Annotated in this window: 16 protein-coding genes; 10 read left to right on the forward strand and 6 right to left on the reverse strand. The window is 74.9% G+C overall.

The window, feature by feature from the left end:
* Positions 1-64 precede the first annotated feature (64 nt).
* The 3 genes from B086_RS0101405 to B086_RS0101415 all read right to left on the reverse strand — a co-directional run bounded on the left by B086_RS0101405 (position 65) and on the right by B086_RS0101415 (position 4,986).
* Positions 65-331 (reverse strand): acyl carrier protein, encoded by a 267-nt coding sequence (locus tag B086_RS0101405; RefSeq protein WP_018564633.1) that lies wholly within the window; start codon positions 329-331, stop codon positions 65-67.
* 323 nt (positions 332-654) lie between these two features.
* On the reverse strand, positions 655-3,192 hold the full coding sequence (locus B086_RS41785) for a BTAD domain-containing putative transcriptional regulator (protein WP_078530932.1): 2,538 nt from the start codon (positions 3,190-3,192) through the stop codon (positions 655-657).
* Between the two features lie 246 nt (positions 3,193-3,438).
* The gene (locus B086_RS0101415; RefSeq protein ID WP_037872560.1) at positions 3,439-4,986 is read right to left on the reverse strand and encodes an MFS transporter; all 1,548 of its coding nucleotides are present in this window, start codon (positions 4,984-4,986) and stop codon (positions 3,439-3,441) included.
* A gap of 320 nt (positions 4,987-5,306) precedes the next feature.
* Here B086_RS0101415 and B086_RS0101420 point away from each other — a divergent pair, with 320 nt between their 5' ends.
* Positions 5,307-6,005 (forward strand): TetR/AcrR family transcriptional regulator, encoded by a 699-nt coding sequence (locus B086_RS0101420; protein ID WP_018564636.1) that lies wholly within the window; start codon positions 5,307-5,309, stop codon positions 6,003-6,005.
* 287 nt (positions 6,006-6,292) lie between these two features.
* On the opposite strand, the gene B086_RS0101425 is transcribed toward B086_RS0101420, so the two are convergent.
* Together B086_RS0101425 and B086_RS0101430 are read right to left on the reverse strand one after the other, a co-directional pair.
* Entirely contained in the window at positions 6,293-11,431 is a 5,139-nt protein-coding gene (locus tag B086_RS0101425; protein ID WP_018564637.1) for a type I polyketide synthase, read from the reverse strand.
* 569 nt (positions 11,432-12,000) lie between these two features.
* Positions 12,001-13,311 carry a phenylacetate--CoA ligase family protein gene (locus tag B086_RS0101430; protein WP_018564638.1) on the reverse strand — a complete coding sequence of 437 codons (1,311 nt, stop codon included), beginning with the start codon at positions 13,309-13,311 and terminating at the stop codon, positions 12,001-12,003.
* 608 nt (positions 13,312-13,919) lie between these two features.
* Here B086_RS0101430 and B086_RS0101435 point away from each other — a divergent pair.
* The 9 genes from B086_RS0101435 (at position 13,920) to B086_RS41790 (ending at position 24,193) form a co-directional block, all read left to right on the forward strand.
* The gene (locus B086_RS0101435) at positions 13,920-14,972 is read left to right on the forward strand and encodes a ketoacyl-ACP synthase III family protein (RefSeq protein WP_018564639.1); all 1,053 of its coding nucleotides are present in this window, start codon (positions 13,920-13,922) and stop codon (positions 14,970-14,972) included.
* Entirely contained in the window at positions 14,965-16,584 is a 1,620-nt protein-coding gene (locus tag B086_RS0101440; protein ID WP_018564640.1) for a (2,3-dihydroxybenzoyl)adenylate synthase, read from the forward strand. The genes B086_RS0101435 and B086_RS0101440 overlap by 8 nt, the downstream gene beginning before the upstream one ends.
* Before the next feature lies 1 nt (position 16,585).
* Positions 16,586-16,855, forward strand: a complete 270-nt coding sequence (locus B086_RS0101445; protein ID WP_018564641.1) for a phosphopantetheine-binding protein — start codon at positions 16,586-16,588, stop codon at positions 16,853-16,855.
* On the forward strand, positions 16,855-18,339 hold the full coding sequence (locus tag B086_RS0101450) for an amidohydrolase family protein (protein WP_018564642.1): 1,485 nt from the start codon (positions 16,855-16,857) through the stop codon (positions 18,337-18,339). Before B086_RS0101445 ends, B086_RS0101450 begins: the two co-directional genes overlap by 1 nt.
* On the forward strand, positions 18,336-19,160 hold the full coding sequence (locus tag B086_RS0101455; protein ID WP_018564643.1) for a 2,3-dihydro-2,3-dihydroxybenzoate dehydrogenase: 825 nt from the start codon (positions 18,336-18,338) through the stop codon (positions 19,158-19,160). The genes B086_RS0101450 and B086_RS0101455 overlap by 4 nt, the downstream gene beginning before the upstream one ends.
* A 347-nt stretch (positions 19,161-19,507) precedes the next feature.
* Entirely contained in the window at positions 19,508-20,200 is a 693-nt protein-coding gene (locus B086_RS38905) for an isochorismatase family protein (protein WP_018564644.1), read from the forward strand.
* The gene (locus B086_RS0101465; RefSeq protein ID WP_018564645.1) at positions 20,197-22,107 is read left to right on the forward strand and encodes an anthranilate synthase family protein; all 1,911 of its coding nucleotides are present in this window, start codon (positions 20,197-20,199) and stop codon (positions 22,105-22,107) included. The genes B086_RS38905 and B086_RS0101465 overlap by 4 nt, the downstream gene beginning before the upstream one ends.
* Complete coding sequence (locus tag B086_RS38910) at positions 22,104-23,486, forward strand: 3-deoxy-7-phosphoheptulonate synthase class II (protein ID WP_018564646.1); 1,383 nt, start codon at positions 22,104-22,106, stop codon at positions 23,484-23,486. The genes B086_RS0101465 and B086_RS38910 overlap by 4 nt, the downstream gene beginning before the upstream one ends.
* A complete protein-coding gene (locus B086_RS41790) occupies positions 23,483-24,193 on the forward strand; it encodes a 4'-phosphopantetheinyl transferase family protein (RefSeq protein WP_018564647.1) in 711 nt (236 codons plus the stop codon). The genes B086_RS38910 and B086_RS41790 overlap by 4 nt, the downstream gene beginning before the upstream one ends.
* A gap of 151 nt (positions 24,194-24,344) precedes the next feature.
* Here B086_RS41790 and B086_RS0101480 read toward each other — a convergent pair whose 3' ends face one another.
* A complete protein-coding gene (locus tag B086_RS0101480; protein WP_018564648.1) occupies positions 24,345-24,941 on the reverse strand; it encodes a TetR/AcrR family transcriptional regulator in 597 nt (198 codons plus the stop codon).
* Positions 24,942-25,193 lie beyond the last annotated feature (252 nt).

Here is a 25,193-nt window from a genome sequence, read left to right on the forward strand (position 1 = left end):
CCGCTCCCCCGCCGTCACCCGCGTCCGGCGCGGCGTCCGGTGGCCGTCCGGCGTCCGGTGGACGTCAGACCGCGGCGGTGCGCCGCTCGGACTCCTCGGCGATGTGGGCCGCGAGCGCCTCGATGGTCGGGTGGTACCAGAGGGCCGTGGTGCCCAGCTCGAAGCCGAGCCACTTCTCCATCTCGCCCGCGATGATCAGGGCGGCGGTGCTGTCGAGGTCCAGCTCGTCGAAGTACTGGTCCGGCGGGACCTGGGACGGGTCGGTGCCCAAGCGCTGCGCGATCTCATCGATCAGCCACTTCTGGGCCTCCTCGGCCGTGATTTTCACCATTTCCGATCCTCTCCGAACGGCTTTTCGCGCGTTGCCGGGGGTGGGTGGAATTCCCGGAGGACGCCCCCTGCGGAGGCGCGTAGATTCTTGAGCTAAGAGGGCCACAAGGGGCCGGACGGCGGACCCTGTCCGCGACGTCGAACCTATGACCGCGGACCTCTTCGGGCAACTGCGACCGGCCCCGGGAAAACATTCCGGGGCCGGGAAGAAAGGGCAGCCGTCCGCCGTCCTCCGGTATTCCACGCGCTGAGCTGGGGCGTTCTGCGGAGGCGGGGTAATACTGATACCGATGTCAGCCTGGGGCGCCGCTGTCAGCGCCCGTGTCAGCCCTGACAGCCGAAGACGCGCGGCGTGGCGTCCGCGTTCCGCGCGGCGCCGGGGCGGCGCGGCACGAGCGGCGGCCTGCGGGTGCGGCCGGACCCGGGGCCGGTGCGGACGAGTTCGTCCACCAGGGCCCGCAGGGACAGCCGCGGCTCGGCCGCCAGGCGCACGGCCGCCTCGCGTAACGGCACGGGCAGCGAGCCGCAGACCGCGACGAGTTCGGCGACGGCCCCGGGTTCGGCGGCCGTGCGTTCGGCGCCGAGGCGGGCCTCGACCAGGGCGTGCGCCTCGGCCGGCGACAGCGCGTCCACGGGGATCGGCACGGCGCCCTCGCGGGTCACCAGGTCGGTCAGCGGGGTCCTGCTGGTGACCAGGACGAGGTTGCCGGGCGTGCCGGGCAGCAGGGAGCGGACCTGGGCGGCGTCGGCGGCGTCGTCGAGCAGGACCAGGAAGCGGCGGCCCGCGACCATGCTGCGGAACAGCGCCGCCGCCTCCTCGCAGGTGCCGGGCACCCAGGCGTCGGGGACGCCGAGCGAGCGCAGGAAGCGGGTGAGCACCGTCGCCGCGGGCACCGGCCGGCCGGAGCCGCCCTGGAGGTCGGCGTAGAGCTGGCCGTCCGGGAACGCCTCGTGCCGCTGGTGGGCCCAGCGGACGGCGAGCGCGGTCTTGCCGACCTCGCGGGGGCCGTGCAGGACGCCGATGCTCACCGAGGCGGTGTCCGACTGGCGTCGTGTCAGCAGGGCGTTCAGCGCGCCGAGCTGCTGGTCGCGGCCGACGAACCAGGGGGTGGTCGCGGGCAGTTGCGCGGGGGGCGCGATGACCCGGAGGGGGCCGTGGGACGGCGGCCCGGACGCGGGCTGCGGGCGCGGCCCGGCGGCCGCCTGGGCGGGTGTCCCGGGCGACAGCCGGGCCGGGAAGCCCAGGGGCGGCTGAGGCCCCGGGACCGGGAACGGCGGGGCCACCGGCATGCCCAGGGGCGACGGAGGCGTCCTGTCCCGGGAGCCCGGGGAGGCCGGGGACGACCGGCGCGCAGCGCCCCGGGACGGCTGGGCCGACGGCGTGCCCGGTGCCATCCGGGACGCCGCTCCCGAGGACAGCCGGTCCGGCGCACCGGAGGCCGGGGGCTCCTGCGCGCCCGGGGCCGACGCCTCCCGCGTCCGGCCGGCCGAGCCGTCCTGCGAACGGCCGCCGAACGCCCCCCGCGGCGCTCCCTGTGTCCCTTCGCCCGGGGCGCCCGGCGCCTGCTCGGGCAGTCTGTCCTGCGGGTACGCCGTCAGCGGCTCCCGCGCGGGCCCGCCCGGCGCGCCGTGCGTCCCGGTGCCCGGCGGGCGGTCCCCCGCCGCGGCCGCGGCCCGGAGACCGCGGGGCCCGGCGCCCGGCAGGTTCCGCGGTCCGCCGGGCGCGGCCGGGGGCACGCCCGGCGGGGCGGTCCGGGATCCGGCGGTCGGCTGGCGTCCGATGGCGGAGAGCAGTTTGGGGGCGCGCCGCGGGTGCTGGGGCGGCGGCCAGGCGGCGGGGGCCGCGAGGGCGGCGGCGGGCTGGGGCAGCGGCTCGGGGGTGTCGGCGGCGATGACGGCGTGGCGGGCGCGCCACACCTCGTCGCTCGGTTCGACGCCCAGTTCCTTGCGCAGCCGGGAGCGCAGGTCGGCGAAGAGCCGCAGGGCGGCGGCCCGGCGGCCGGACCCGGCCAGGGCGAGCATCATCCGCGCCTGGAGCCCTTCGTGCAGCGGGTCCTCGTGGGTGGCCGTCACCAGGTGCTCCACCGCGTAGCCGGGGCGGTTCAGGCGCAGCGCCAGGTCGGCGAGGTCGCTGGCCACGTCGATGTGGCGCTGGGCGACGCGGACGACGGCGGGGTGCTGCCACAGCTGCGGCACGTCCTGGAGGATCCGGCCCTGCCGGCCGCGCAGCGCCTGGCCGTACAGTTCGAGCGCGCTGAGCGGGTCGAACCCGGCGGTCCGCGCGGCCCGTGCGACGCGCTCCTCGAACTGGTGCAGGTCCAGCCGGACGCCGGTGCTGTTGAAGACGTAGCCGCCGCGTACGGTGCCGATGCGGCGGCCGCCGCCCCGGCCGCCGGTGCCCTGGCCGAAGACGCGGCGCAGCCGGGCGGCGTAGGTGTGGACCAGTCCGGCGTACCCGGGCGGGGCGTCGCCGGGCCACAGGACGTCGGCGATCTCCTCGTGCCCGACGACCTGGTCGGGCTGGACGGCCAGCAGGCCGAGCAGGGCGCGGAGTTTGGGCGGGGCGGCCACCGGCAGTCCGGCGCGGAACAGGGTCAGCGGCCCGAACAGGCGTATCTCGTAGGGGGCCGCGGCTCGCTCGTCGGGCCCGCCGCGGGGGCGGGGCCCGTGGGCGGCCAGGTCGTACCCGACGACGCGGGCGAGGCGGTCGAGCGAGTCGTGGCGCGGGGTGTGCACCTCGCCGCGCTCGATGTGCCGTACGGTCCTGACACTGATCCCGGCCCGGCGGGCGACCTCTTCCTGGGTCAGTCCCGCCTTGATACGAGCGGCTCGCAGACCGTCTCTCTCGCGCCCCGCAGTCATCCCCCACCCTTCACGTGCATTCTCGAGCACACATCCGGACAACAGAATCTCTACCGCACGCGCGGAGCGTTCGGTGGGCGAAGCGTAAAAGGGAGGGATTCGTCACGCGGAACGTGTCTCCCTGGCAATGAGTGAATCCCAGGGGCATATTTCCGGAACGAATCCCTCCGCTTTAAATCCGGGCTTTCCCGGACGCGTCATACGGGTTTTCCCGACGGTTACGCGGAAAGTCACCGAAACCGTCTGTCACACCGCGGGGACGCCCTCCTCCGACGCCTTGACCCCGGGGGCGCCCGGACGGTCCCCGCCCGGGGCGGGAGTCGCGGCGCCGCGCACCAGGAGCAGCACCAGGGCGCCGGCGACGACGGCCACCAGACCGCCGAGCAGGAAGACCCGGTCGAGACCCGCCGCGTAGGCGTCCTCCACCACGCGCTGCGCCGCCGCGCGGGACTGCGCGGGGAGCGCGCCGAGCACGGCGCCGGACTGCCCGCCGGTGACGAGCTCGGCCGCGGCGTCGGCGTCGGCGAACAGCTTGCTGTCCGTCAGCTTGGCCGCCACGGCGCCGGACAGGATGGTGCCGACGGCCGGGATGCCCAGCGCGAAGCCGAGCTGCCGGAAGGTGTTGGCCGCGCCGCCCGCCATGCCCGCGCGGTCCGGTGGCGCCGCCGCCAGCGCGGCCGAGGCGAGGATGGGCGAGGCGATGCCGACGCCGACACCGGCCACCAGGAAGCCGGCCAGCAGCCCGGTCCAGCCGGAGGTGCCGGAGACGAACATCTCCAGGAACGACCCGGCGCCGATCAGCAGCAGTCCGCCGCCGATCGGGAACTGCGGCGGCACGTTCGCCAGGAACCGGCCGCCCAGTCCTGCGGCGAGGAAGGACACACCGCTGAACGGCATGAGGATCAGTCCGGCCTTGACCGGGCTGAAGCCGAGCACCGACTGGGCCCACACCGACACGAACACCAGGTTGGCGAAGGCGGCGGCGCTGAAGATGACGGCACCGGCCATCAGGGTGGCGAAGGACGGCGTACGCATCAGCCCGAGGTCGAGCATGGGGTCGCGCCGCCCGCGTTCGACCAGCAGGAAGACGACCAGCGCGAGCGCCGAACCGCCGAACAGGGCCAGGGTGTTGCCGGCGCCCCAGCCGTCCTCGCCCGCGCGGATCAGGGCGAAGATCAGCAGCGTGGCGACGAGGGTGAAGCCGACGGTGCCGGGCAGGTCGACGCGGCGGTCGGTCCGGGTCTCCGAGCCAGCCAGGAAGCGGGCGCCGATGTAGAGGGCGACGGCGGCCACGGGCAGGTTGACCAGGAAGATCCAGCGCCAGTTGAGGTGCTCGGTGAGGATGCCGCCCAGGATCGGTCCGGCCGCCGCGGCGGCGCCGTTGACCGCGCCCCACATGCCGAACGCGATACCGCGGTCGCGGCCTTCGTAGTTGCGCGCGATGAGCGCGGTGTTGGTGGCGAACATGGCGGCGGCGCCCAGGCCCTGCACACCGCGCGCGGCGATCAGCGCCTCGCTGCTGGTGGCCAGGCCGCAGGCGAGCGAGGAGAGGGCGAAGACGGTCAGTCCGGCGAGGTAGACCCGCCGGTCGCCGACCAGGTCGGACAGCGAGCCGAGCGCCATCAGCAGGGCGGCGAGGACGAGGACGTAGACATCGACGACCCACTGGAGGGCGGAGAAGGAGGTGTCCAGCGAGTCGGTCATCTGGGGCAGGGCGACGCTCACGATGGTCACGTCGATGAGCAGCATGAAGGTGCCCAGGCACACGGCCAGCAGCGGCATCCATTTGCGCATGGCGTGGAGCCTCTCGGGGAGGGGGGCCGGCGCGGGCGGGGAAGGGATGGACCCGCGCCGGACGCACACAGGGACGGGAAGGGGAAGCAGGAGGCGGGGAGACAGGTCCCGGCCACCGGGCCGCGGCGGGTCGTCCACCCTCCGCGCACAGGTGTGCGCACAGGGCGTCCGAAGAGGCCGGAGGACCTCTCTTAGCCACTGTCTAAGACTCTACACCAGACTCTTAGACAGTGGCTAATAGGTTAGTGTTGACCATGCCTTGCGAGCCGCCTGGCATCCCAGCGCTGACGGAACAGCGCCCCAGTGTGAGGTCTTTCGTCATGTCAGACTCAGCTCCCCGCCGCCGCTCCCGGGCGTCGGCGGGTCTGCCGCCGATCACGGCAGAGAAGATCATCGACGCCGCGGTCGAACTGACCGGGGAACGCGGGCTCGACGGCTGGTCCATCCGGCAGATCGCCACGCGCCTCGACGTCTGGCCGGGGGTGATCGCCCACCACGTCGGGGACCGCGAGGCGGTGGTCATGGGCGTGACCGACCGCGTCATCTCCCGCATACCCGTGCCCGACGACGACGTCCCCTGGCGGGACTGGTTCCGCTCCGTGATGTCGGAGGGCCGCACCGTGCTGCGCGAGTTCCCGGGCGTGGCCCGGCGGCTGTGCGTCGTCGGCCCGAACGTGCCGGCCGCGCTCCCCACCATCGACACGGGCATCCGGGTCCTGCTGAAGGCCGGGTTCGGCGCGCACGCGCCCGAGGTCTACCGCTACCTGTTCAACTGCGCGTTCACGCTGGTCGCGGTCGAGGACGACCGGGGCAGCTTCCCCACGGCACGCGCCGAGATGGGGCGCGCGATGGCCGCCTTCGCCGAGGACGAGACGCATCCGGGCCTCGCCGCGGCCGGTACCACGGCCCGCTCCCGCAGCACCGACCCCGCGGCCGTCGCCGCGCAGGAGACGGAGTTCTTCCGCTTCACGGTCGAACGCTCCCTGGACGGCGCGGAAGCCATGCTGACGTCCCGCTGAAACAACCTGACGGCGCGGCGGGGACGCCCGGACGACCGCCCGTCCCGGCGCCCTGCCCGCGCCCCCCTCGGCGCCCCCTCCGCGCCCGTACGGCCCGCGCCGGGCCGCGCCGCTCGCCCCGCCCCCGGCGCCTCCGCCCTGTACCTCCAGCCGAACGGCCGTACAGCCATGGCGCCACAGCGCCGTACAGCCACACAGCCATATGGACACACAGCCACATGGACATACGGCGGCAGCCCCGGCCCCCCTCGGAAGGGGCCGGGGCTGCCGCCGTCGTATTGGTCGGGTCAGGCCGTGGGCTGGCCCTGGTCGGCGTGGTCGTCGCTGAGGACGGCCGTCAGATAGCCCGCTATCTCGCCCACCGTGGGGTAGTTCCACAGCAGGGTCGCGGGCAGCGCGACACCCAGGTCGCGTTCGAGCGCGACGCGCAGCGCCGCGGCCAGCAGCGAGTCGACGCCGGCCTCGCTCAGCGGGCGGTGGTCGCCCACGGCGGCGGGCTGGACCCCGAGGACGGCGGCCACCCGGGCGCGGACCCCGTCGAGCAGGTACGCGGTCAGTTCGTCACCGCTCAGACCGACCCAGTCGGGCACCTCGGCCGGCTGCCCCGCCTCGCCGAGGGCCAGGTCGGACAGGAGCGCGGGGCGCGGCCCGGTGTGCCCGGGGCGCAGGCCCAGCACGGCGACCAGCGCGCTCGTCGGGTGGCCCACCGTCTGGTCGAAGGCCCGCAGCGCGCGGTCCGGGGCGATGTCGGTGGTGCCGCGGGCGGCGAGTTCGACGTCGGTGGCCTCCGCCGAGGTGGCCATGCCGAGCCCGCGCCAGCTGGTCCAGGCGAGGGACACCGTCTCCCCGTGGCCGCCCGCGCGCCGGTGCGCGGCCAGCACGTCGAGGAACGTGTTGGCGGCGGCGTACGCGCCCTGGCCGGGCAGACCGAGCAGCGGTCCGGCGGAGGAGAACAGGACGAAGAAGTCGGTCGAACCGGGCGGGAACAGCTCGTGCAGGACCAGCGCGCCGTCCGTCTTGGGCCGCATCACGGCCCGCAGGTCGTCCGCCTCGAGACGGTGCAGCAGCGCGCTGTGGACGGTGCCCGCGGCGTGCACGACACCCCGCACCGGGGGCAGTTCGAGCGCGTCGAGCGCCGCGCGGGTCGCGACCGGGTCGGTGATGTCGGCGGCGACCGTGCGGACGGTGACCCCGGCCGCCTCCAGCCGCCGCAGCGCCGCGACGCGCGGATCGTCGTCGGACCACCGCGACCGCGGCGGCACCGGCGTACGGCCCAGCAGCACGATGCGGCGCGCGCCGCGCTCGGCGAGGTGTCCGGCCAGTTCGAGACCGAGCACACCGAGACCGCCGGTGATCAGATAGGTGCCGTCGGGGCGGCAGGCGAACGGCTCACCGTCCGGGGCGAGTTCGGCCGGGGCCAGCCGCGGCACCCGTACGCCCTCGGCGGTGAGCGCGACCACGGGCTCGGCCGGCCGCAGGTGCAGCAGCCCGAACAGCAGCCGGACCGGCAGCTCGGCGGGCGCTCCCGCCGGGAAGTCGACGACTCCGCCCCAGAACTCGGGGTGCTCGCTGGCGGCGACCCGGCCCATGCCCCACAGCGGGGACTGGGCGAGCGCGTCGGCGGCCACGGCCTCGCGCACACCCGAGGTCAGGCACCACAGCAGCGGCCTGCGGCCGGGCAGCGCCGCGATGTCGGCCACCAGGCGCGCGAACTCCACGGCCACGTCCGCCGGTTCGGCGCCCTGGGTGCCGTCCGGCAGACCGGGCGCGAACAGCACGTGGTCGGCCTCGGCCAGGGCCGCCCGGTCGGCGCTCACGGTCACCCCGTGGGCGGCGGCCTCGGGCACCAGCGCGCGGGCCGCCTCGGTGGAGCCGAGCACCAGCACGGTGCGGCCGGTCAGCCGGGTCGGGGCGGCGGCATCCACCGGGAAGGGCTGCCAGACCACGTCGAAGCGCCCGTCGGTGCTCTGCTCCTCGCCGGACAGGTCGCCGTCCAGCTCGCCGTAGTGCAGGCCGCGCAGCGTCAGCAGCGAGCCCGCGTCGTCGCCCTCGCCGCGGATGTCGACGTGCACGGACGTGGGCCGGTCCGCGTCCAGGCGTACGGCGATGAGGGCGCGGCGCGGCGCCGGGCCGGTCCGGGTGACCTGGTCGACATGGGCGGGCATGCGCAGCACGGCCGGGCCGGAGAAGATCACCGAGGCCATGGACAGCGCGGCGTCCAGGATCGCGGCCCAGCTGCGGTCCAGCGGGGCGCTCGCGACGGCGGTGAGGGTGCCCTCGCCGCGGTGCAGGGTGTCGATGGTCCAGGGGTATCCCATGTCGGCGACGCCGAGTTCGGCCAGCCGCTCCACGACATGGCCGGGGTCCAGCTCCTCAGGGCCGCGCACGACCGGGAGCAAGGTCGCCGTCTCCTCGGTGCCGTCGGCGCCGGCGGTGGCGAAGGTGTGCGTGGACCAGGCCGTGTCGGGGGCGCCGAGGCGGCGGGAGACCAGCCGCAGCGCGGTGCCCTCGCGGACGATCTGCACCTCGCGCGTCTCGGTCTGCGGGACCACCACCGGCTGGCGCAGCCTGAGGTCGGACAGGGTGTCGGTGCGGCCCGCGGTGAGGAAGGTGTTGATGAGGACCGCGGCCGGGACGATCTCGGTGCCGAGGACCGGGTGGCGGCGCGGATAGGGGCGGGTGCGCAGGTCGAGCGTGGTCTGCCAGACCCGGGTGCGCGAGCCGTGCACCGCGGTCTCGGTGCCGAGCAGGGTGTCCACCGGGGACTCGGTGCCGGTGCGGGCGTCGACCCAGTGCCGCTCGTGCTGCCAGGCGGCGCTCGGCAGGGCGGTCAGCGTGCCCGCGGGCTGGAGCACCGACCAGTCGACGGGGACGCCGTGGCAGTGCAGCCGGCCCAGCGAGGTGAGCAGCGCGGCCCGCTCGGGCTGGCGGCGGCGCAGGCTGGGGGTGACGAGGGCGCCGGGCAGGTTGGCGACGACCTCGGTGATCGAGTGGCTGACCACCGGGTGTGCGGAGATCTCCAGGAAGAGCCGGTGGCCGTCCTCGACGGCGGCCTGCACGGCCTGGTGGAAGCGGACCGGGTTGCGCAGGTTGGCCGCCCAGTAGCGGGCGTCCTGGCGCTGTCCGGAGCGCGGGTCCTCGACGGCGGTGAGATAGAGCGGCACCTCGGGCGTACGGGGTTCGAGGTCGGCGACGGCCACGGCGAGGTCGGCGGCGGCGCCGTCCATGTGCGGGCTGTGGAAGGCGACGTCGGAGTCGATGCGGCGGACGGTCCAGCCCAGCGACGCCCACTGCTCGGCGGCCTGGTCCACGGCCGGGACGTCACCGGCGACGACCGTGGAGGAGGGCGCGGCGGCGATGGCCGCGCACAGGGTGCCGTCCTCGCCGATGTGCTCGCGGACCTCGTCGAACGGCCGGTCCACCATGATCATGGCGCCCTTGCCCGCGGCCCGGCGCAGCAGCACGGAGCGGCGGCAGACCAGCCGGGCGCCGTCCTCCTCGCTGAGCACCCCGGCGGCGACCGCGGCGGCGATCTCGCCGACCGAGTGGCCGATGACGGCGCCCGGCCGGACGCCGTGGCGGCGCCAGACCTGGGTCAGACCGACCTGCACGGCGAACAGCATGGACTGGATGATGTCCACCGAGCCGAGGTCGTCGCCGGTGAGGACCTCGCGCGGGGTGACGCCCAGCTCCTCGGCGTAGACGGGACCGAGGCGGTCGATCGCGGCGGCGAACACCGGCTCGGTGGCGAGCAGTTCGCGGCCCATGCCGGCCCACTGGGCGCCGTGTCCGGAGAACACCCACACGGGGTGGCGGGCCGGACCCGAGGTCTCGCCGGTGAGGACGGCCGGGTGCGGGCGGCCCTCGGCCAGCGCGGCGAGCCCTTCGGCGAGTTCGTCCCGGCCGGCGGCGACGACGGCCGCGCGGGCGCCCAGGTGGGCGCGGCGGTGGGCGAGGGTGTGGCCGGTGTCGGCGAGGGTGTGGCCGTCGAGCGCGGCGGCGAGGCGGGCGGCCTGGCCGACGATGCCGAGTCCGGTGCCGGAGGAGAGCGGGTACAGGGTCGCCGTCCCGGCCCCGGCGGGCTCCGCCGCGGGCTCGGCGGGAGCGGGCGGCGCCTGTTCGAGGACGACGTGCGCGATGGTGCCGCCGTACCCGTAGCTGGCCACGCCCGCCAGGCGGGCGCGGTCGGAGCCGGGCCAGGCGGTCGCCTCGGTGACCAGGCGCAGTCCGGCGGTCTCCCAGGGGATGTCGCCGCGCGGGCCGCGGGTGGACAGGGTGGGCGGGATGGTGCCGTGCTCCATGGCGAGCGCGGTCTTGATGAGCCCGGCGATACCGGCGGCGGCCTCGCAGTGCCCGATGTTGGACTTCACGGAGCCGATCAGGCACGGCCGGGCGCCCTCGGGCCGGTCGCCGACGACCTCGGCGAGCGCGCTCGCCTCGATGGGGTCGCCGACCCGGGTGCCGGTGCCGTGCGCCTCGACGTAGTCGACGTCGTGCGGGGCGACGCCCGCGGCCTCGTACGCCTTGCGCAGCAGGTGGGCCTGCGCGGTCGGGCTGGGCGCCATGATGCCCTCGGTGCGGCCGTCCTGGTGGACGGCGCTGCCGCGGATCAGGGCCAGCACGCGGTCGCCGTCGCGCCGGGCGTCGGAGAGCCGCTTGAGGACGACGATGCCGCAGCCCTCGCCGCGGCCGTAGCCGTCGGCGGCGTCGTCGAACGCCTTGGAGCGGCCGTCCGGGGAGATGGCGCCCGCCCGGTCCAGGACGGTGGTCAGGCCGGGGCCCGCCATCAGCATGACGCCGCCGGCCAGCGCCACCGGCACCTCACCGGCGCGCAGGCTCGCGCACGCCTGGTGGACGGCGACCAGCGAGGAGGAGCAGGCGGTGTCCACGGCCAGGGAGGGGCCGCGCAGATCGAGGGTGTAGGAGATGCGGTTGGGCACGCCGCACAGCGAGGAGCCGATGCCCGTCCACGCCTCGACGCCGGGCAGGTCCTCCAGCAGGCGGCGGCCGTAGTCGTCGGTGCCGACGCCGACGAACACACCCGTGTCGGTACCGGCCAGGGAGGTGGGCGCGATACCGGCGTGCTCCAGGGCCTCCCAGGCGACCTCCAGCGCGATGCGCTGCTGCGGGTCGAGCTGGCGGGCCTCGGTCGCCGAGATGCCGAAGAAGGCGGCGTCGAAACCGGCGATGTCGCCGAGGAACGACCCGTTCGGGGTGACGCGGGTCAGCACGGCCGCGTTCTCCCGCGACTGCGCGCGCTGCGGCGCCCACCGGTCCTCGGGTACGGGGCCGGACGCGTCCACCGCGTCCATCAGCAGGTCCCACAGCGCCTCGGGCGAGTCGGCGCCGCCGGCGAAGCGGCAGCCGATGCCGATGACGGCGATGGGTTCCGTGGGGCTCGGGGGCAGGGGGGACAGCTCACTCATGGGTTCACCGCTCACGAGTCGGCGCCGTCCGTGGCGGACGGCGTGGGAAGGGAGGCGTCGGGACGGGGCAGGGAGACGGGCGGGCGGACGGACGGGCGGCGGAACGAACGGGACGGGCCCGGCGCCCGGCGTCCCGGCCCGGGACGGGGCGGGCCCGTACGGGCCGGAGGCGGAACAGGGGCGGGCGAGGCATCGGACGCCCCGCCCCGCCCGAGGGCGAGGCGGGCCTGTACCGGGGCCGGGACGGGGCGGGCCCGCCGGTCCCGTCCCGGGCGGACCGGCCCGCGGCGGGCCGGTCCCCGGTTGGACCGGTCCCCGGTTGGACCGGTCCCGGATGGGCCGGTCCCGGATGGGCCGGTCCCGGATGGGCCAGCCCCCGGCGGACCGGCCCCAGGCGGGCTGGTCCCGGGCGGGCTGGTCCCGGGCGGTCCGGCCCCAGACGGTCCGGCGCTGGGCCGGACCCGGGCCGGTCCGGTGGAGGCCGGGTCCGTGCGGGCCGGGCCGTCGCACCGCCCCTCCGCCCGCGCGCCGCCCCCGCCCCCGCGCACCGCCCCTCCGCCCGCGCGGCGTCAGAAGTACATGACCGCCTTGTCCCAGTCCTCGTCCTCCGCGAAGAGATAGCGGGCCTTGAGGATGTCGCGCTGGGCGGTGAGGGCCTCCGCCGGGACGAGGGTGCCCGGGGCGAGGCCGGTGATGCGGTGCGGGACCCCCAGTTCGCGGTCGAGCGCGGCGCCGAGCTCCTTGACGGCCCGCTGCCGTACCGGCTCGGGCGCCTCGAACTCCAGCTCCAGCACGTCCGGGTGGGCCTTGGCCCGCCAGAACATCACCTCGTACGCGGCCGGCAGGGAGAACACCAGCTCCTCCAGCCGCTGCTGGGTGACGGTCGCCGGACCGATCCGGTGACCGGTTCCGGCCCGCCCCAGCACGGTGACCGTGGGCAGCAGCCAGCCGCAGCCGCACGGGTCGGTGGACACCTCGACGTCGTCGGCGAGGTTGTAGCGCAGCAGCGGCATCGCGTCCCGGTACAGCGGGGTGACGACCATCTGGCCGCGGCCCGCCTCGGAGAGCGTGCCGGTCCTCGGGTCGTACACCTCGAAGATCGCCCGGTCCGCCCACAGGTGCATCCGGCCCTCGGGGCACTGCCCGGCGATGGTGCCGGTCTCCGTGGAGCCGTACTCCTCGACGACCGGGATGCCGCCCCAGATCTCGCTGAGCCGGCGGCGCCGCACCTCGGTCAGCGGCTCGGCGGCAGTGAACATGGCCCGCAGGTGCGGGAAGTCCTGATCGGGGCGGAGTCCGGCGGCCTTGGCGGCGGCGGCCAGCATGGTGATCTCGGTCGGGTTGCACCAGGTGAGCGTCACGTCGAGGGTCTTCAGGACGCGCACCATGCGGGAGAGCGGGGTGGCCAGCGAGCGGGCGTCGCCGGGGACGACGGTCGCACCGCGCAGCCGTCCCGCGGCCTGGGCGAGGTGGCCGGTGATGACCAGGCCGTAGGGGGTGCGCACCAGGAAGGTGTCGGAGGGGTGGATGCCGGTCCACTTGCGGGCGAAGCGCTCGGCGAGGTCGGTCCAGTCCTCCTCCGTGTAGTAGGAGGCGGTGGGTTCGCCCGCGGTGCCGCTGGACTCGTGGTAGGTGGCCAGGTGTTCGCGCCCGACCGCGAGCATCCCGAAGGGGTACTGGTCGCGCAGGTCCTGCTTGGCGGTCACCTCGACGCCGGCGAAGTCGTCCGCGGTGCGCGGCGGTGTGGTGCCGCGGTAGCGGGCCGCGTAGAACGGCGAACGGAGTGCCTGCGCGAGGACCCTCGGCAGCTGGGACCGCTGGAGCTCGGCCAGTTCGGCCGGGCTCGACCAGTCACCAAGTTCCGGACGCGAGCGCGACATTGGGATCTCCCTCGTGTGTGCCCTGGGGCCTGTCGTACGGATCAGCCCGGGGCCGCGGGGCCGACGCGCGCCCCGCTCACCGGCGTTCGCCCGGTGCTGTCCTGTGCTCCGCGGAACCCGTGGGCCGCGGATCCGTGGGGATCCGCGGCCGCCGAGAGATCCGGGAGGACAGGCCCCGGCCGCGCGAGGTGTCACGCGGCGGCTGCGCTGAAGGCAGCACATCACCGGGGGCGGGGCGGCAACGCGAGTAGTCGCCACTCAATTCGCCCACCGGGCCCGTCGGGCGGCCCGGGGCCCCGCCGCCGCACGTGGGCGCCCTGCCGCCGCCGTGGCCGGGGCCACCGCGGGCCCGCCGGGTCCGGGCAGCGGCCGGGGACCGGTTGAGTACCGCCTACTCATGAGGGTCCGGCGGCCCCGGTGCTGTGCTTGCGGCCGAGACACCCGGCGGCCACCGGAGCACGCCCGGCACCCGTCCGGCCATCGCCCGGCACCGCCCGCACCGCCGCCGCCACCGGCGCCGCACCACCCGCACCGCCGTACGCCCCCTCCCCCACCTCTTCCCCCACCCATTCGCCAGGACACGCACAGGACATGAAGGAGTCGGCTCGATGAGGACTGCGAACCTGTATCTCGCCGGGATCGGCAGCCACCTGCCGCCCCTGTTCCCGGCCGAGCGGGCGGTCGCGGAGGGGCTGTACGACGAGGAGGCGCGGCAGTCCTCCGGGATGCGCTCGGCCGCCGTCAGCGCCTCGACCCCGGCCCCGCAGATGGCGATCGACGCGGCGCGGGCCGCGCTGGAGTCCTCCGGGCACGACGCGGACGACATCGGCATCCTGCTGCACAGCTACACCCACCACCAGGGCCCCGACGGCTGGTCGGCGGTGCACTACATCCTGAACAACACCGTGGACCGCCCGGTGCCCGCCGTGGAGATCAAGCAGGGCTGCCTCGGCATGCTGGCCTCGCTGGACGTGGCCGCCGCCCGGCTGATCGCCAACCCGACGCACGACGCCGCGCTGATCACCACCGGCGACAACTACTCCACCCCCGGGGTGGAGCGCTGGCGCGCCTCGGGCCTGTTCGTGCTCGCCGACGCGGGCTCGGCCGTGGTGCTCTCACGCCGCGGCGGCTTCGCCGAACTGCTGGCCCTGGACTCGCTGTCGGACTCGTCCATGGAGATCCTGCACCGGGCCGGCGAGGAGCTGTTCCCGCCCGGCGTCACCCGGGGCCGCGGGCTGAACTTCGCCGAGCGCGCCGAGAAGGTCCGCGAGCAGTGGGCGGCCGGCCAGGCCCCGCCGATCAAGAACTTCGGCGACCGGGTCGCGGAGGTCACCGAGCGCGTCCTGAAGCAGGCCGACGTGTCCTGGGACCAGATCGCCAAGGTGTGCCACGTCGGCTTCGGCCGGCCGGCGCTGGAGGCGATGTTCCTGCTGCCGCTGGACGTCCCCGAGGAAAAGACGGTCTGGGAGTACGCCAACACGATCGGGCACACCGGCGCCGCCGACCTCTTCCTGGGCCTTGAGCACGTGTGGCGCACCGGCCAGGTCGGGCCCGGCGACCATGTCCTGCTGATCGGCGCGAGCACCGGCATGGAGGCCGGCGCCGCCGTCGTACGGATCGCCGAGGCCGCTCCCGGCTCCCAGGGGGGCGGCGATGCTTGAGGGTTGCGTCCCCTGGCCCGAGGACATCGCGGCGCGCTACCGCGAGCAGGGCATCTGGCGCGGTGACACGCTCGGCACGGTGCTGCGCGAGGCCGCCCGCCGGTACGGCGAGCGGACCGCGCTGGTGCACGGCGAACGCCGGATCAGCTACGCCGAACTCGACCGCTGGGCCGACCGGCTGGCCGCCGGGTTCGCCGCGCACGGGCTGAGGGCCGGCGACCGGATCGTGGTGCAGCTGCCGAACGTGCCCGAGTTCGTGGCGATCGCCTTCGGGCTGACCCGGCTCGGCGCCAAGCTGGTCTTCTCGCTGCCCGCGCACCGGGCCACCGAGCTGGTCCACCTGGTCGAGCTGAGCGGCGCCGTGGGCTTCCTGGTGCCCGAGTCGCACCGCGGCCACGACCACCGCGAGCTGGCCCGGCAGGTGAAGGCGGAGACCAGCACCCTGGAGACGCTCTTCGTGCTGGGCGCCAAGACCGAGGGGTTCGTCTCGGTCGCCGAGCTGGAGACGGCGGTCCCCGACCCGCGGCCGCTGCCCGAACCCGACGCGTCGGACGTGGCGTTCTTCCTGCTGTCGGGCGGGACCACGGCCCTGCCGAAGCTGATCCCGCGCACCCACGACGACTATGTGTACATGTCGGGCCGGGCCGCGGCGGTGTGCGAGCTGGCCGAGGACGACGTGTATCTGGCCGTGCTGCCCATCGAGTTCAACTTCGCCTTCGGCTGCCCCGGTCTGCTCGGCACGTTCCTGACCGGGGGCACCGCCGTCCTCGCCGACACGCCCAACCCGCTGGACTGCTTCCCGCTGATCGAGAAGCACGGCGTCACCGTCACCGCGATGGTGCCGTCCATCATGACGCTGTGGCTGGAGGCGGCCGAGTGGTCCGGGGAGGACCTGTCGACGCTGCGGCTGGTGCAGGTCGGCGGGGCCCGGATGACCCGCGAGTTCACCGAGCGCATCCAGCCCGTGCTGGGCGCCCGGCTCCAGCAGGTGTTCGGCATGGCCGAGGGCCTGCTCACCTTCAGCCGCCCCGACGACCCGGCCGACGCGGTGCTCACCACGCAGGGCCGGCCGGTCTCCGACGCCGACGAGGTGCTCATCCTCGGCGAGGACGGCACCCCGCTGCCGCCCGGCGGCATCGGCGAGCTGGTCACCCGCGGCCCGTACACGCTGCGCGGCTACTACCGGGTGCCCGAGTACAACCGGCGGGCCTTCACTCCGGACGGCTTCTTCCGCACCGGTGACCTGGCCCGGCTCACCGAGGACGGCGACCTGGTCATCGAGGGCCGGATCAAGGAGACCATCATCCGCGGCGGTGACAAGATCGCCGCCGGTGAGGTCGAGGACCTGCTGCTCACCCACCCGGACATCGCGGCGGCGGCCGTCATCGGCGTACCGGACGAGTTCCTGGGCGAGCGGATCTGCGCGTTCCTGGTGGCCGCGGGCCCCGAGGTCTCCCTCGCCGACCTCAAGCAGGCCGTGCACGCACGGGGCGTGGCCGACTACAAGCTGCCCGATCTCGTGCACTACCTGCCCGAACTCCCCCTGACCCCGCTCGGCAAGGTCGACAAGAAGGCGCTGGCCCGACATGCCGCGTCCGAGCAGGAAGGCTGACGTGGACATCACCGCATTCCCGACCGAAGACGAACTGCGCGCCACCGTGGCGCCCGTACTGGGCCTCGCACCGGAGCGGATCGAGCCGGACGCCAGTCTGGTGCTGCTCGGGCTCAGCTCGCTGGAGATCATGCGGCTGGTCAGCCGCTGGCGCAAGGCGGGTGTCCCGGTGCAGTTCGAGGCGCTGGTCGCGGCGCCGACCCTGAGCGGCTGGCTGGCCCACTTCGACTCGCTGCGCACCTCCGCGCCGACCGCGCCCGGAGCGGCGTGATGGGGGCCCGGCTGATCACCGGCGGCACCGTCTACACCGCCGACGCCCAGGAGTCCGTGCACGCCCGCGGCGCGGTGCTGACCGTGGACGACAAGGTCGTCGCGGTGGGCCCGGCCGTCGAGGTGGAGCAGGCCGTCCAGGCGCTGGACCCGGCCGTGCGCGCGGAGCTGCGCCGCCTGGACGCGAGCCGGATGATGGTGCTGCCCGGCTTCGTGAACGCCCACTGGCACGAGATGTTCGCGATGGGCTTCACCATGCGCGGCGCGCTGCGCCCGCCCTCCGACCGCGCCGACCAGGTCGCGTTCATGGGCGGCGGCGGTGACATGCACCAGATCTCCGCCACCTTCGACCGGTTCGACGGCCTCATCGAGGCGATGACCGAGGACGAGGCGCGGGCCATCGCCGAGTACTCGATGTGGATCCAGTTGCGCGGCGGTGTCACGACGCTCGGCGACATGGGCTCGCTCAACCGGCCGCTGGCCATGGTGGAGGCGGCGCGCCGCCTCGGGATGCGCTTCTCGGCGTCCACCTGGGCGAGCGACGCGGTGCTGGCGCCGGACCGGTCGCGGTTCCTGCGCACCCGGGACGCGGACACGGTGCTCGCCTCCTTCGAGGCGTTGCTCGGTGCGGTCGCCGCCGACCCCACGGGCCGCATCCGGTGCCGCCCGAACGTCTCGTACGTCACCAACATGACGGACGAGCTGGCGCGCGGCATGGCCGAACTCGTCGAGCGGCACGATCTGCCGTTCGCCACGCATGTGGGCGCGCTGCGCAACGAGGCCGACGCGATGCGCGCCTACCACGGGGAGACCGGGGTGCGCCGGCTGGCGGAGGCGGGTCTGGTCGACGAGCGGCTGATGGCCGGGCACAGCGCCTTCCTGGACGACCAGGAGCAGAAGCTGATGCTCGCCGGGCGGGCGCACATCTCCCACTCCCCCGGCAAGTACGGCCCGTCGGGCGAGTCCGCGCTCACCGAGACCGGTGTGGTCCCGGCGCTGCGCCGGGCCGGGCTGGACGTGTCGCTGTCGACCGACGCGGCGGCGCTGCCGGGCGCGGGGATCGCCGAGACGATGCGCGCGGCCTGGCAGATGTACAACGAGATGAGCGCCGACCAGACCGAGGTGCTGCCCACCGACGCGCTGGCGATGGCCACCCGGATCGCGGCGAAGGGCCTGCGCTGGGACGACGCGGTCGGCAGCCTGGAGCCCGGCAAGCAGGCCGACCTGCTGCTGGTGCGCACGGACGACTGGCGCTATCTGCTCAACCCGCGGCCGCTGGAAAGCTTCCTGTGGCTCGCCGGTTCGGCGGACGTGGACACGGTGATCGTCGGCGGCCGGACCCTCGTGGAGGGCGGCCGGGGCGTGGAGGTCGACGAGGCGGCACTGCGCGACCGCTACCTCCAGGCACTGCGCGGTTTCACCACCCGCGCCCTGCGCGTTCCCGCGGAAGCGGTCGACCCGGTACTGGCGGAGGTGGCCCGATGAGCGACACCCTCACGACAACAGGCACGACCGGCACGGCGGCCGCGGCGGGCGCCGAGTGGTCCGGCAGCGCGGTGGTCACCGGCGCGGCCGGCGGCATCGGCGCCGAGATAGCCCGCGCGCTGGCGGCGGCCGGTGTCCCGGTGGCGCTGCTGGACCGTGAGCCGGGGGCGCTGCGCGAGCTGGCGTCGGAGCTGAGCGCGGCCGGCGGCACGGTGCTGGCGGTGGCCGCCGATGTCACCGACAGCGCGGACGTGGACGCCGCCGTCGCCAAGGCGGAGGCCGAACTCGGGCCGGTCGCCTACCTGGTGAACGGCGCCGGGGTGCTGCACAGCGGCCCGGCCGGGGAGTTCTCCGACGAGGACTGGGACCACACGCTCGCGGTCAACGCGGGCGGGGTGTTCCGGGTGAGCCGTGCGGTGGCCCGGCTGATGGTCCCGCGCGGGCGCGGCTCGATCGTGACGATCGCCTCCAACGCGGCGCTCACCCCGCGCACGTCGATGGCGGCGTACGCGGCGTCCAAGGCCGCCTCGGCGATGTTCACCAAGTGCCTCGGTCTGGAGCTGGGGCGGCACGGCATCCGCTGCAACGTGGTGGCGCCCGGTTCGACGCGTACGTCGATGCTCACCGCCCTCCAGGGCGACGCGGCCGTGCGCGCCTCGGTGGACGGGGTGCCCGACGCGTACCGGGTCGGCATCCCGCTGGGCCGGATCGCCGAGCCCGCGCACATCGCCGACGCGGTGCTGTTCCTGCTGTCCGACCGGTCCGCGCACATCACGCTCCAGGACCTGACCGTGGACGGCGGCGCGGCCCTGGGCGTCTGAGGCCCGCCGCGCCCGTCCGCACCGTACCGCCCGCCGTCCCGTACGGCCCTCCCGGACCGGCCCCGCCACGGGCCGTGCGCCCGGACCGACTTCCCCGAGGTCCGGGCCGGGATGCGCCCGGGGCCGAATCCCCCGCGGTCCCGGGCGCACACCTCGTCCCCTCGCTTCTCCCGGCACTCCCTCGCTTCTCCCGACGCGCTCCCCCACGCGCATCCGCCGCCCCACCGGTACTCCCAAGCTCCACCGGCACCACCGGCACCACCGGTTCACCCCCGCCGGGCCCCCGGTCACCGGGGCGCACCCGGCACCGGACGCCGGCCGTTCTCCGACCAGGAAAGGAACCAGACGTGGCGATCGCACCGATCGACCCGTATCCGATGCCACGGACCGCAGAGCTGCCGCCCAACACCGTTTCCTGGCGCGTCGACCCGCACCGGGCGGTGCTGCTGGTGCACGACATGCAGCACTACTTCCTCGCCCCGTTCCGGCACGGCGCGCAGCCGCACACCGACCTGGTCGCGAACGTGGCCCTGCTGCGCGAGCGGTGCGCCGCCGCCGGCGTCCCGGTCGTCTACTCGGCGCAGCCCGGCGACATGACCCCCGCCCAGCGCGGTCTGCTGGCGGACTTCTGGGGCGCGGGCATGTCCGCGGACCCCGAGGACCGGGGCATCCCCGAGGTCCTGGCACCCGGCGAGCGGGACACCGTCCTGGTGAAGTGGCGGGCCAGCGCCTTCCACCGCACCCCGCTCCTCGAACTCCTGCGCGAGCAGGGCCGTGACCAGCTGATCATCTGCGGTGTCTACGCGCAGGTGGGCATCCTGCTGACCGCGTGCGACGCGTTCGCGCACGACATCCAGCCGTTCGTGGTCGCCGACGCGGTCGCCGACTTCACCCCGGACCGCCACCGGATGGCACTGGAGTACGCCGCCTCCCGGTGCGCCGTGGTGGCACAGACCGGGACGGTGCTGAGCGAGCTGGCGGCCCCGGCCGCCGCCTTCGCCGGCGAATTCGCGGGAGATCCCGTGGGAGGCCCCTCATGACACCCCCGTACCGGCCCGGGTCCGTACCCGAGCCGCCGTCCCTGACGGAACTGGCCGCGGGCGGGCAGCCGTTCGCGGTGCTGCACCGGCCGGAGAGCGGCACAGCGGGCCAGGTGGACGTGCTGGTCGGCGACTTCGGCGTGGTCGCGGGGACGGCGGACCTGCCGGTTCCCGAGTCCGGCGAGCCGGGCCGCCACGAGGTGCTGGCCGTGCTGCCCTACCGGGTGATCGGCGAGCGCGGCTACGACCACCACAACGACGGCGAGCCGCTGCTGGTGATGCCGGTGCGCGCGCAGTCTCAACTGCCCGTGGACGAGGTGCTGGACACCGTCCTGGCCTGGCCGTTCGTCACCGGCGAGGGCCGTTTCGACCTCGACGACGAGGAGTACGGCGAGCTGGTGCGCCGGGTCCTGGACGAGGAGATCGGGCACGGCTCCGGCGCCAACTTCGTGCTCAAGCGGACCTTCGTCACCGAGGTCCCGAACTGGTCGGCGCGGACCGCCCTGGCGTTCTGGGGGCGGCTGCTGCGCGGCGAGCCCGGCGCGTACTGGACGTTCCTCATCCACACCGGCAGGCGCACCTTCATCGGGGCCAGCCCGGAGCGCCATGTCAGCCTCGACGACGGTGTGGCCGTGATGACGCCGATCAGCGGCACCCACCGCTATCCGGCGGGCGGCCCGGACGTCGGCCCGGTGCTGGACTTCCTCGCCGACGGCAAGGAGACCAACGAGCTGTACATGGTGCTGGACGAGGAACTGAAGATGATGAGCCGCGTGTGCGACGACGCGCACGTGGTCGGGCCGCTGCTGAAGGAGATGGCCCACCTCGCCCACACCGAGTACCGCATCGTCGGGCACAGCGGCCGGGACGTGCGGGAGATCCTGCGCGAGACGCTGCTGGCCCCGACGGTGACCGGCAGCCCGCTGGAGAGCGCCTCCCAGGTGATCGCCAAGTTCGAGCCGGACGCCCGGGGCTACTACGCCGGGGTGGCGGCGCTGATCGGCCGCGACGAGGCGGGCCGGCGGCGGATGGACTCGGCCATCATGATCAGGACGGCGGACGTCGACGCGGCGGGCCGGGTCCGGATCGGGGTCGGCGCCACGCTGGTGCGCGACTCCGACCCCGCCCGGGAGGCCGCCGAGACCTCGGCGAAGGCCGCGGGGCTGCTCGACGCGCTGCACCGGGTCGCCGACCGGCGCACGCCCGCGGGGCTCGGCGCGGACCCCCGGGTGCGGGCGGCGCTGGCCGCGCGCAACGCGCCGCTGTCGCGCTTCTGGCTGGCGCCGCCGCCCGCCGGGTCCGCCACGCGCGGCAGGATCCTCGTCATCGACGCCGAGGACACCTTCACCGCGATGGGCGCGCTGCAACTGCGCAGCCTGGGCTACGACGTGACGATCCGCCGCTACGACGAGCCGTACCGGCTCACCGGCCACGACCTGGTCCTGCTGGGCCCCGGTCCGGGCGACCCGCGCGAGGTGAACCACGCCAAGATCGCCCATCTGCGGGCGGTCACCGGCAGCCTCCTCAATCTGCGGATCCCGTTCGTCTCGGTGTGCCTGAGCCACCAGGTGCTCGCCTCGCTGCTCGGCCTGGAACTGCGCAGGCTGCACCGCCCGAACCAGGGGGTGCGGCGCACCATCGACCTGTTCGGCGCCGAGCAGCCGGTGTACTTCTACAACACGTTCGCCGCGTACAGCGACAGCGCGCTGCTGGACAGCCCGCACGCGCCCGGTCTGGTCGAGGTCGCCCGCGACCCGGCGAGCGGCGAGGTGCACGCGCTGCGCGGGCCGGGGTTCACCTCGGTGCAGTTCCATCCCGAGTCGGTGATGACCCTGCACGGCGCGGCCATCCTGGACGATCTGGTCACCGGTGCCCTCGCACCTCACCGAGCGGAGCTGACGGCGTGACTTCCCTGCTCGATCCGCCCGCCGCGCACGCGGCGCAGACCAGCTGGCGCCGGCTGCCCGCCGGGCAGCAGCCGTCCTGGCCGGACGCCGCCGCGCTGGACGCGGCGGTCACCGCCCTCGCGTCGGCCCTGCCGCTGGTGACGGCCCGCGAGTGCGATCTGCTGCGGGCCCGGCTAGCCGCCGTCGCGCGCGGGGAGGCGTTCCTGGTCCAGGGCGGCGACTGCGCCGAGGAGCTGGACGCGGTGAACGCGGCGTCCATCGGCCGGACCGCCGGGACCCTCCAGCAACTGGCCGCCGTCCTCGGGTACGCGCGCTCGCTGCCCGTGGTGACGCTGGCCCGGATGGCCGGGCAGTACGCCAAGCCGCGTTCCTCGCCCACCGAGATCCGGGGCGGCGTGGAGCTGCCGGTGTACCGGGGCGACGCGGTCAACGGACACGCCTTCACGGCCGCCGCCCGCACCCCCGACCCGCACCGGCTGGTGCGGGTCCACCACACCTCCGCCGCCACCTTGAACCTGGTCCGGGCGTACGGCGCCGGTGAGCACGCCGGGCCCGGCCAGGTGCTGGCGGCGCTGCGGGAGTTCACCGACGCCTCGCCCGAGCGGGACCGCTACGCGGCGCTCACCGCCGAGATCGAGCGGGCGGGCGGCTTCACCGGCACCGGCGACGGCTGGCACACGCCCGGCGAGCTGTTCATGTCGCACGAGGGGCTGCTGCTGGACTACGAGTCGGCGCTGGTCCGCCTGGACCCGGCCACCGGCGGGGCGTACGCCACCTCGGGGCACCTGCTGTGGATCGGGGAGCGCACGCGCCGCCTGGACGGGGCGCACGTGGAGTTCTTCTCCCGGATCAGCAACCCGGTCGCCGTCAAGATCGGGCCGTCCATCGAGACGGACGACCTGCTGCGCCTCATCGCCCGGCTGTCCCCCGAGGGCGAGCCGGGCCGGCTCACGCTGGTGGTCCGGATGGGCGCCGGGAAGATCCGGGACGTGCTGCCGGGCCTGGTCGAGCGGGTCACCGCCGAGGGGCTGCCGGTGGCCTGGGTGTCGGACCCGATGCACGGCAACACGATCAGCGCGCCCAGCGGGCACAAGACCCGCCGGTTCGACGACGTGCTCGACGAACTGGCCGGATTCTTCGAGGTGCTGACCGGTCTCGGCGCCCATCCCGGCGGTGTCCATCTGGAGCTGACCGGCGACGACGTGACGGAGTGCGTCGGCGGCGGCGACGGGATCGGCTTCGGTGATCTGCCCGCGCGCTACCGGTCGGTGTGCGACCCGCGGCTCAACCGCGGCCAGGCACTGGACCTGGCCTACCGGCTCGCCGAACTCCTCGACACCGCCCGCCCGTCCTCCGGGGCGGTCCGGGAGAGCCGGTGACGACGGAGCTGTGGCTGCTGCCCGAGCCCGCCGCGGCGTCCTTCGTCAGCGGGCTCGGCGGCGAGCGGCTGCTCGACGGGACGGAACAGCGGCGCCTGGCCCGGATGCTGACCCCGCGCCAGCGGGGCCACTTCCTGGCCGGGCGGCTGCTGTGCCGGCACGCGCTCAGCGAACGCACCGGGCATCCGGTCGACGGCTGGCGGTTCCCGGTGAACGCGTACGGGCGGCCCGAACCGTGGCCCGAGCGGTACGGGGTGCGGTTCAGCATCTCGCACACCGACGGGCTCGTGGTCTGCGCCGTGACGGACGGACCGGCGTGCGGGGTGGACGTGGAGGGCCCGCTCTCCGCGGAGTCGGCGGCCCGCGTCGCCCGCTTCCTCGCCCCCTCCGAACAGGCGGAGCTGGCCGCCCTGCCCGCGGCGGAGCGGCCCGAGCGCACCCGGGAGCTCTGGGTGCTCAAGGAGGCGTACCTCAAGGGCCTGGGCACCGGCGTCCGCCGCGACCTCGACACCTTCACCTTCACCCCGCGCGGCACGGCTCCCCCGCGCGTGCGCGACCCCCTGCACGACACCACCTTCTCCTGGCACTTCAGCCTGTTCCGGCCCACCGCGGAGCACACCGTGGCCCTCGCCGTGGAGACGCCGGGACCCGAGCCGGCCCGGCTGCGGCTGCCGGGCGCGGCGGCCGTGACCGGGCCCGCCGCCTGAGCCGCTCACCGGCCCCTCGGTTCCGTGTGCCCCACGGATCCGGGGGGCCGCTGTCATGCCCGCAGAGGTGCGGGCGGGGGGCGCGGCCGGAGCCGCGCGCTTCCCGCCCGCACACACCCGAACGCCACCCGCGCGGCGCCCGCGCGCCCCCTCAGACGGCCCGCCAGCCGGTCACCACGGCGTCCAGCATCCGCTCGTAGGAGTCGGCGATGGGCAGGCCCGGCGGCTCGTTGCCGGACAGCTCCAGGGAGACCAGGCCGTGGGCGGTGGCCCAGCACGCCAGGGCCACGACCTCGGGTTCCAGCGCTTCGGTGAACTGCCCCGCCCGCTGTCCGCGGCGCACCGCGTCGACCAGCGGCTGGTACATCTCCAGCATCTCGCGCTGCCCCTCGGGGGCGGGCTCGAACTGGGCGAGGCTCTCCAGGAAGAGGATCGCGTACAGGTGCGGGTTCGCGAGCGCGTACGCGCGGTAGGCGATGCCGAGCCGGATCACGTCGCGCGCCGGGTCGTCGGTCGAGGGCACACCGGCCAGCCGCACCACGAAGAGGCGGGCGGCCTCCTCGTAGAGGCTGGCCAGCAGCCCGGCCTTGTTGCCGAACAGCGAGTAGACCGCCGTGGTCGAGGTCTTCACGTCCGCCGCGAGCTGTCGAAGGCTCAGCGCCGCGGTGCCCCGGTCGAACACCGTGGCGGCCGCGCGGTTGATGAGCCGCTGCCGGAGCGCTTCGTCATGTGTCTTGAGCCTGGCCATTGTCCCACCGTATTGCAACAGCGTTATGAATGGCCCCTGACATCACGTCAGTCTCATGTCAGAACCGACCACGCCCTCAGGCGCAAGCCCCTGTGAAGAAGTTTTTTCCAGTGAACCCGCAGGTCACAAGGGGTAACCCGGAGTCCTTCCGGTTAGACAGTGTGCAAGAGCCCTGGAAGGGGCATTCAAAACGCTGTTACGGTTGGCGCGGCGCCGGACCCTGGCAGGCCTGCGGCGCCCGCCTACTACCCC

Origin of the sequence: Streptomyces sp. PsTaAH-124, from assembly GCF_000373685.1 — a bacterium.
GTDB classification, from domain to species: Bacteria; Actinomycetota; Actinomycetes; order Streptomycetales; family Streptomycetaceae; genus Streptomyces; species Streptomyces andamanensis.

What these genes read in the sequence shown, in the direction of transcription:
- B086_RS0101405 (WP_018564633.1), bottom strand. Translation starts at nt 331, where the DNA reads ATGGTGAAAATCACGGCCGAGGAGGCCCAGAAGTGGCTGATCGATGAG.
- B086_RS41785 (WP_078530932.1), bottom strand. Translation starts at nt 3,192, where the DNA reads ATGACTGCGGGGCGCGAGAGAGACGGTCTGCGAGCCGCTCGTATCAAG.
- B086_RS0101415 (WP_037872560.1), bottom strand. Translation starts at nt 4,986, where the DNA reads ATGCGCAAATGGATGCCGCTGCTGGCCGTGTGCCTGGGCACCTTCATG.
- B086_RS0101420 (WP_018564636.1), top strand. Translation starts at nt 5,307, where the DNA reads ATGTCAGACTCAGCTCCCCGCCGCCGCTCCCGGGCGTCGGCGGGTCTG.
- B086_RS0101425 (WP_018564637.1), bottom strand. Translation starts at nt 11,431, where the DNA reads ATGAGTGAGCTGTCCCCCCTGCCCCCGAGCCCCACGGAACCCATCGCC.
- B086_RS0101430 (WP_018564638.1), bottom strand. Translation starts at nt 13,311, where the DNA reads ATGTCGCGCTCGCGTCCGGAACTTGGTGACTGGTCGAGCCCGGCCGAA.
- B086_RS0101435 (WP_018564639.1), top strand. Translation starts at nt 13,920, where the DNA reads ATGAGGACTGCGAACCTGTATCTCGCCGGGATCGGCAGCCACCTGCCG.
- B086_RS0101440 (WP_018564640.1), top strand. Translation starts at nt 14,965, where the DNA reads ATGCTTGAGGGTTGCGTCCCCTGGCCCGAGGACATCGCGGCGCGCTAC.
- B086_RS0101450 (WP_018564642.1), top strand. Translation starts at nt 16,855, where the DNA reads ATGGGGGCCCGGCTGATCACCGGCGGCACCGTCTACACCGCCGACGCC.
- B086_RS0101455 (WP_018564643.1), top strand. Translation starts at nt 18,336, where the DNA reads ATGAGCGACACCCTCACGACAACAGGCACGACCGGCACGGCGGCCGCG.
- B086_RS0101465 (WP_018564645.1), top strand. Translation starts at nt 20,197, where the DNA reads ATGACACCCCCGTACCGGCCCGGGTCCGTACCCGAGCCGCCGTCCCTG.
- B086_RS0101480 (WP_018564648.1), bottom strand. Translation starts at nt 24,941, where the DNA reads ATGGCCAGGCTCAAGACACATGACGAAGCGCTCCGGCAGCGGCTCATC.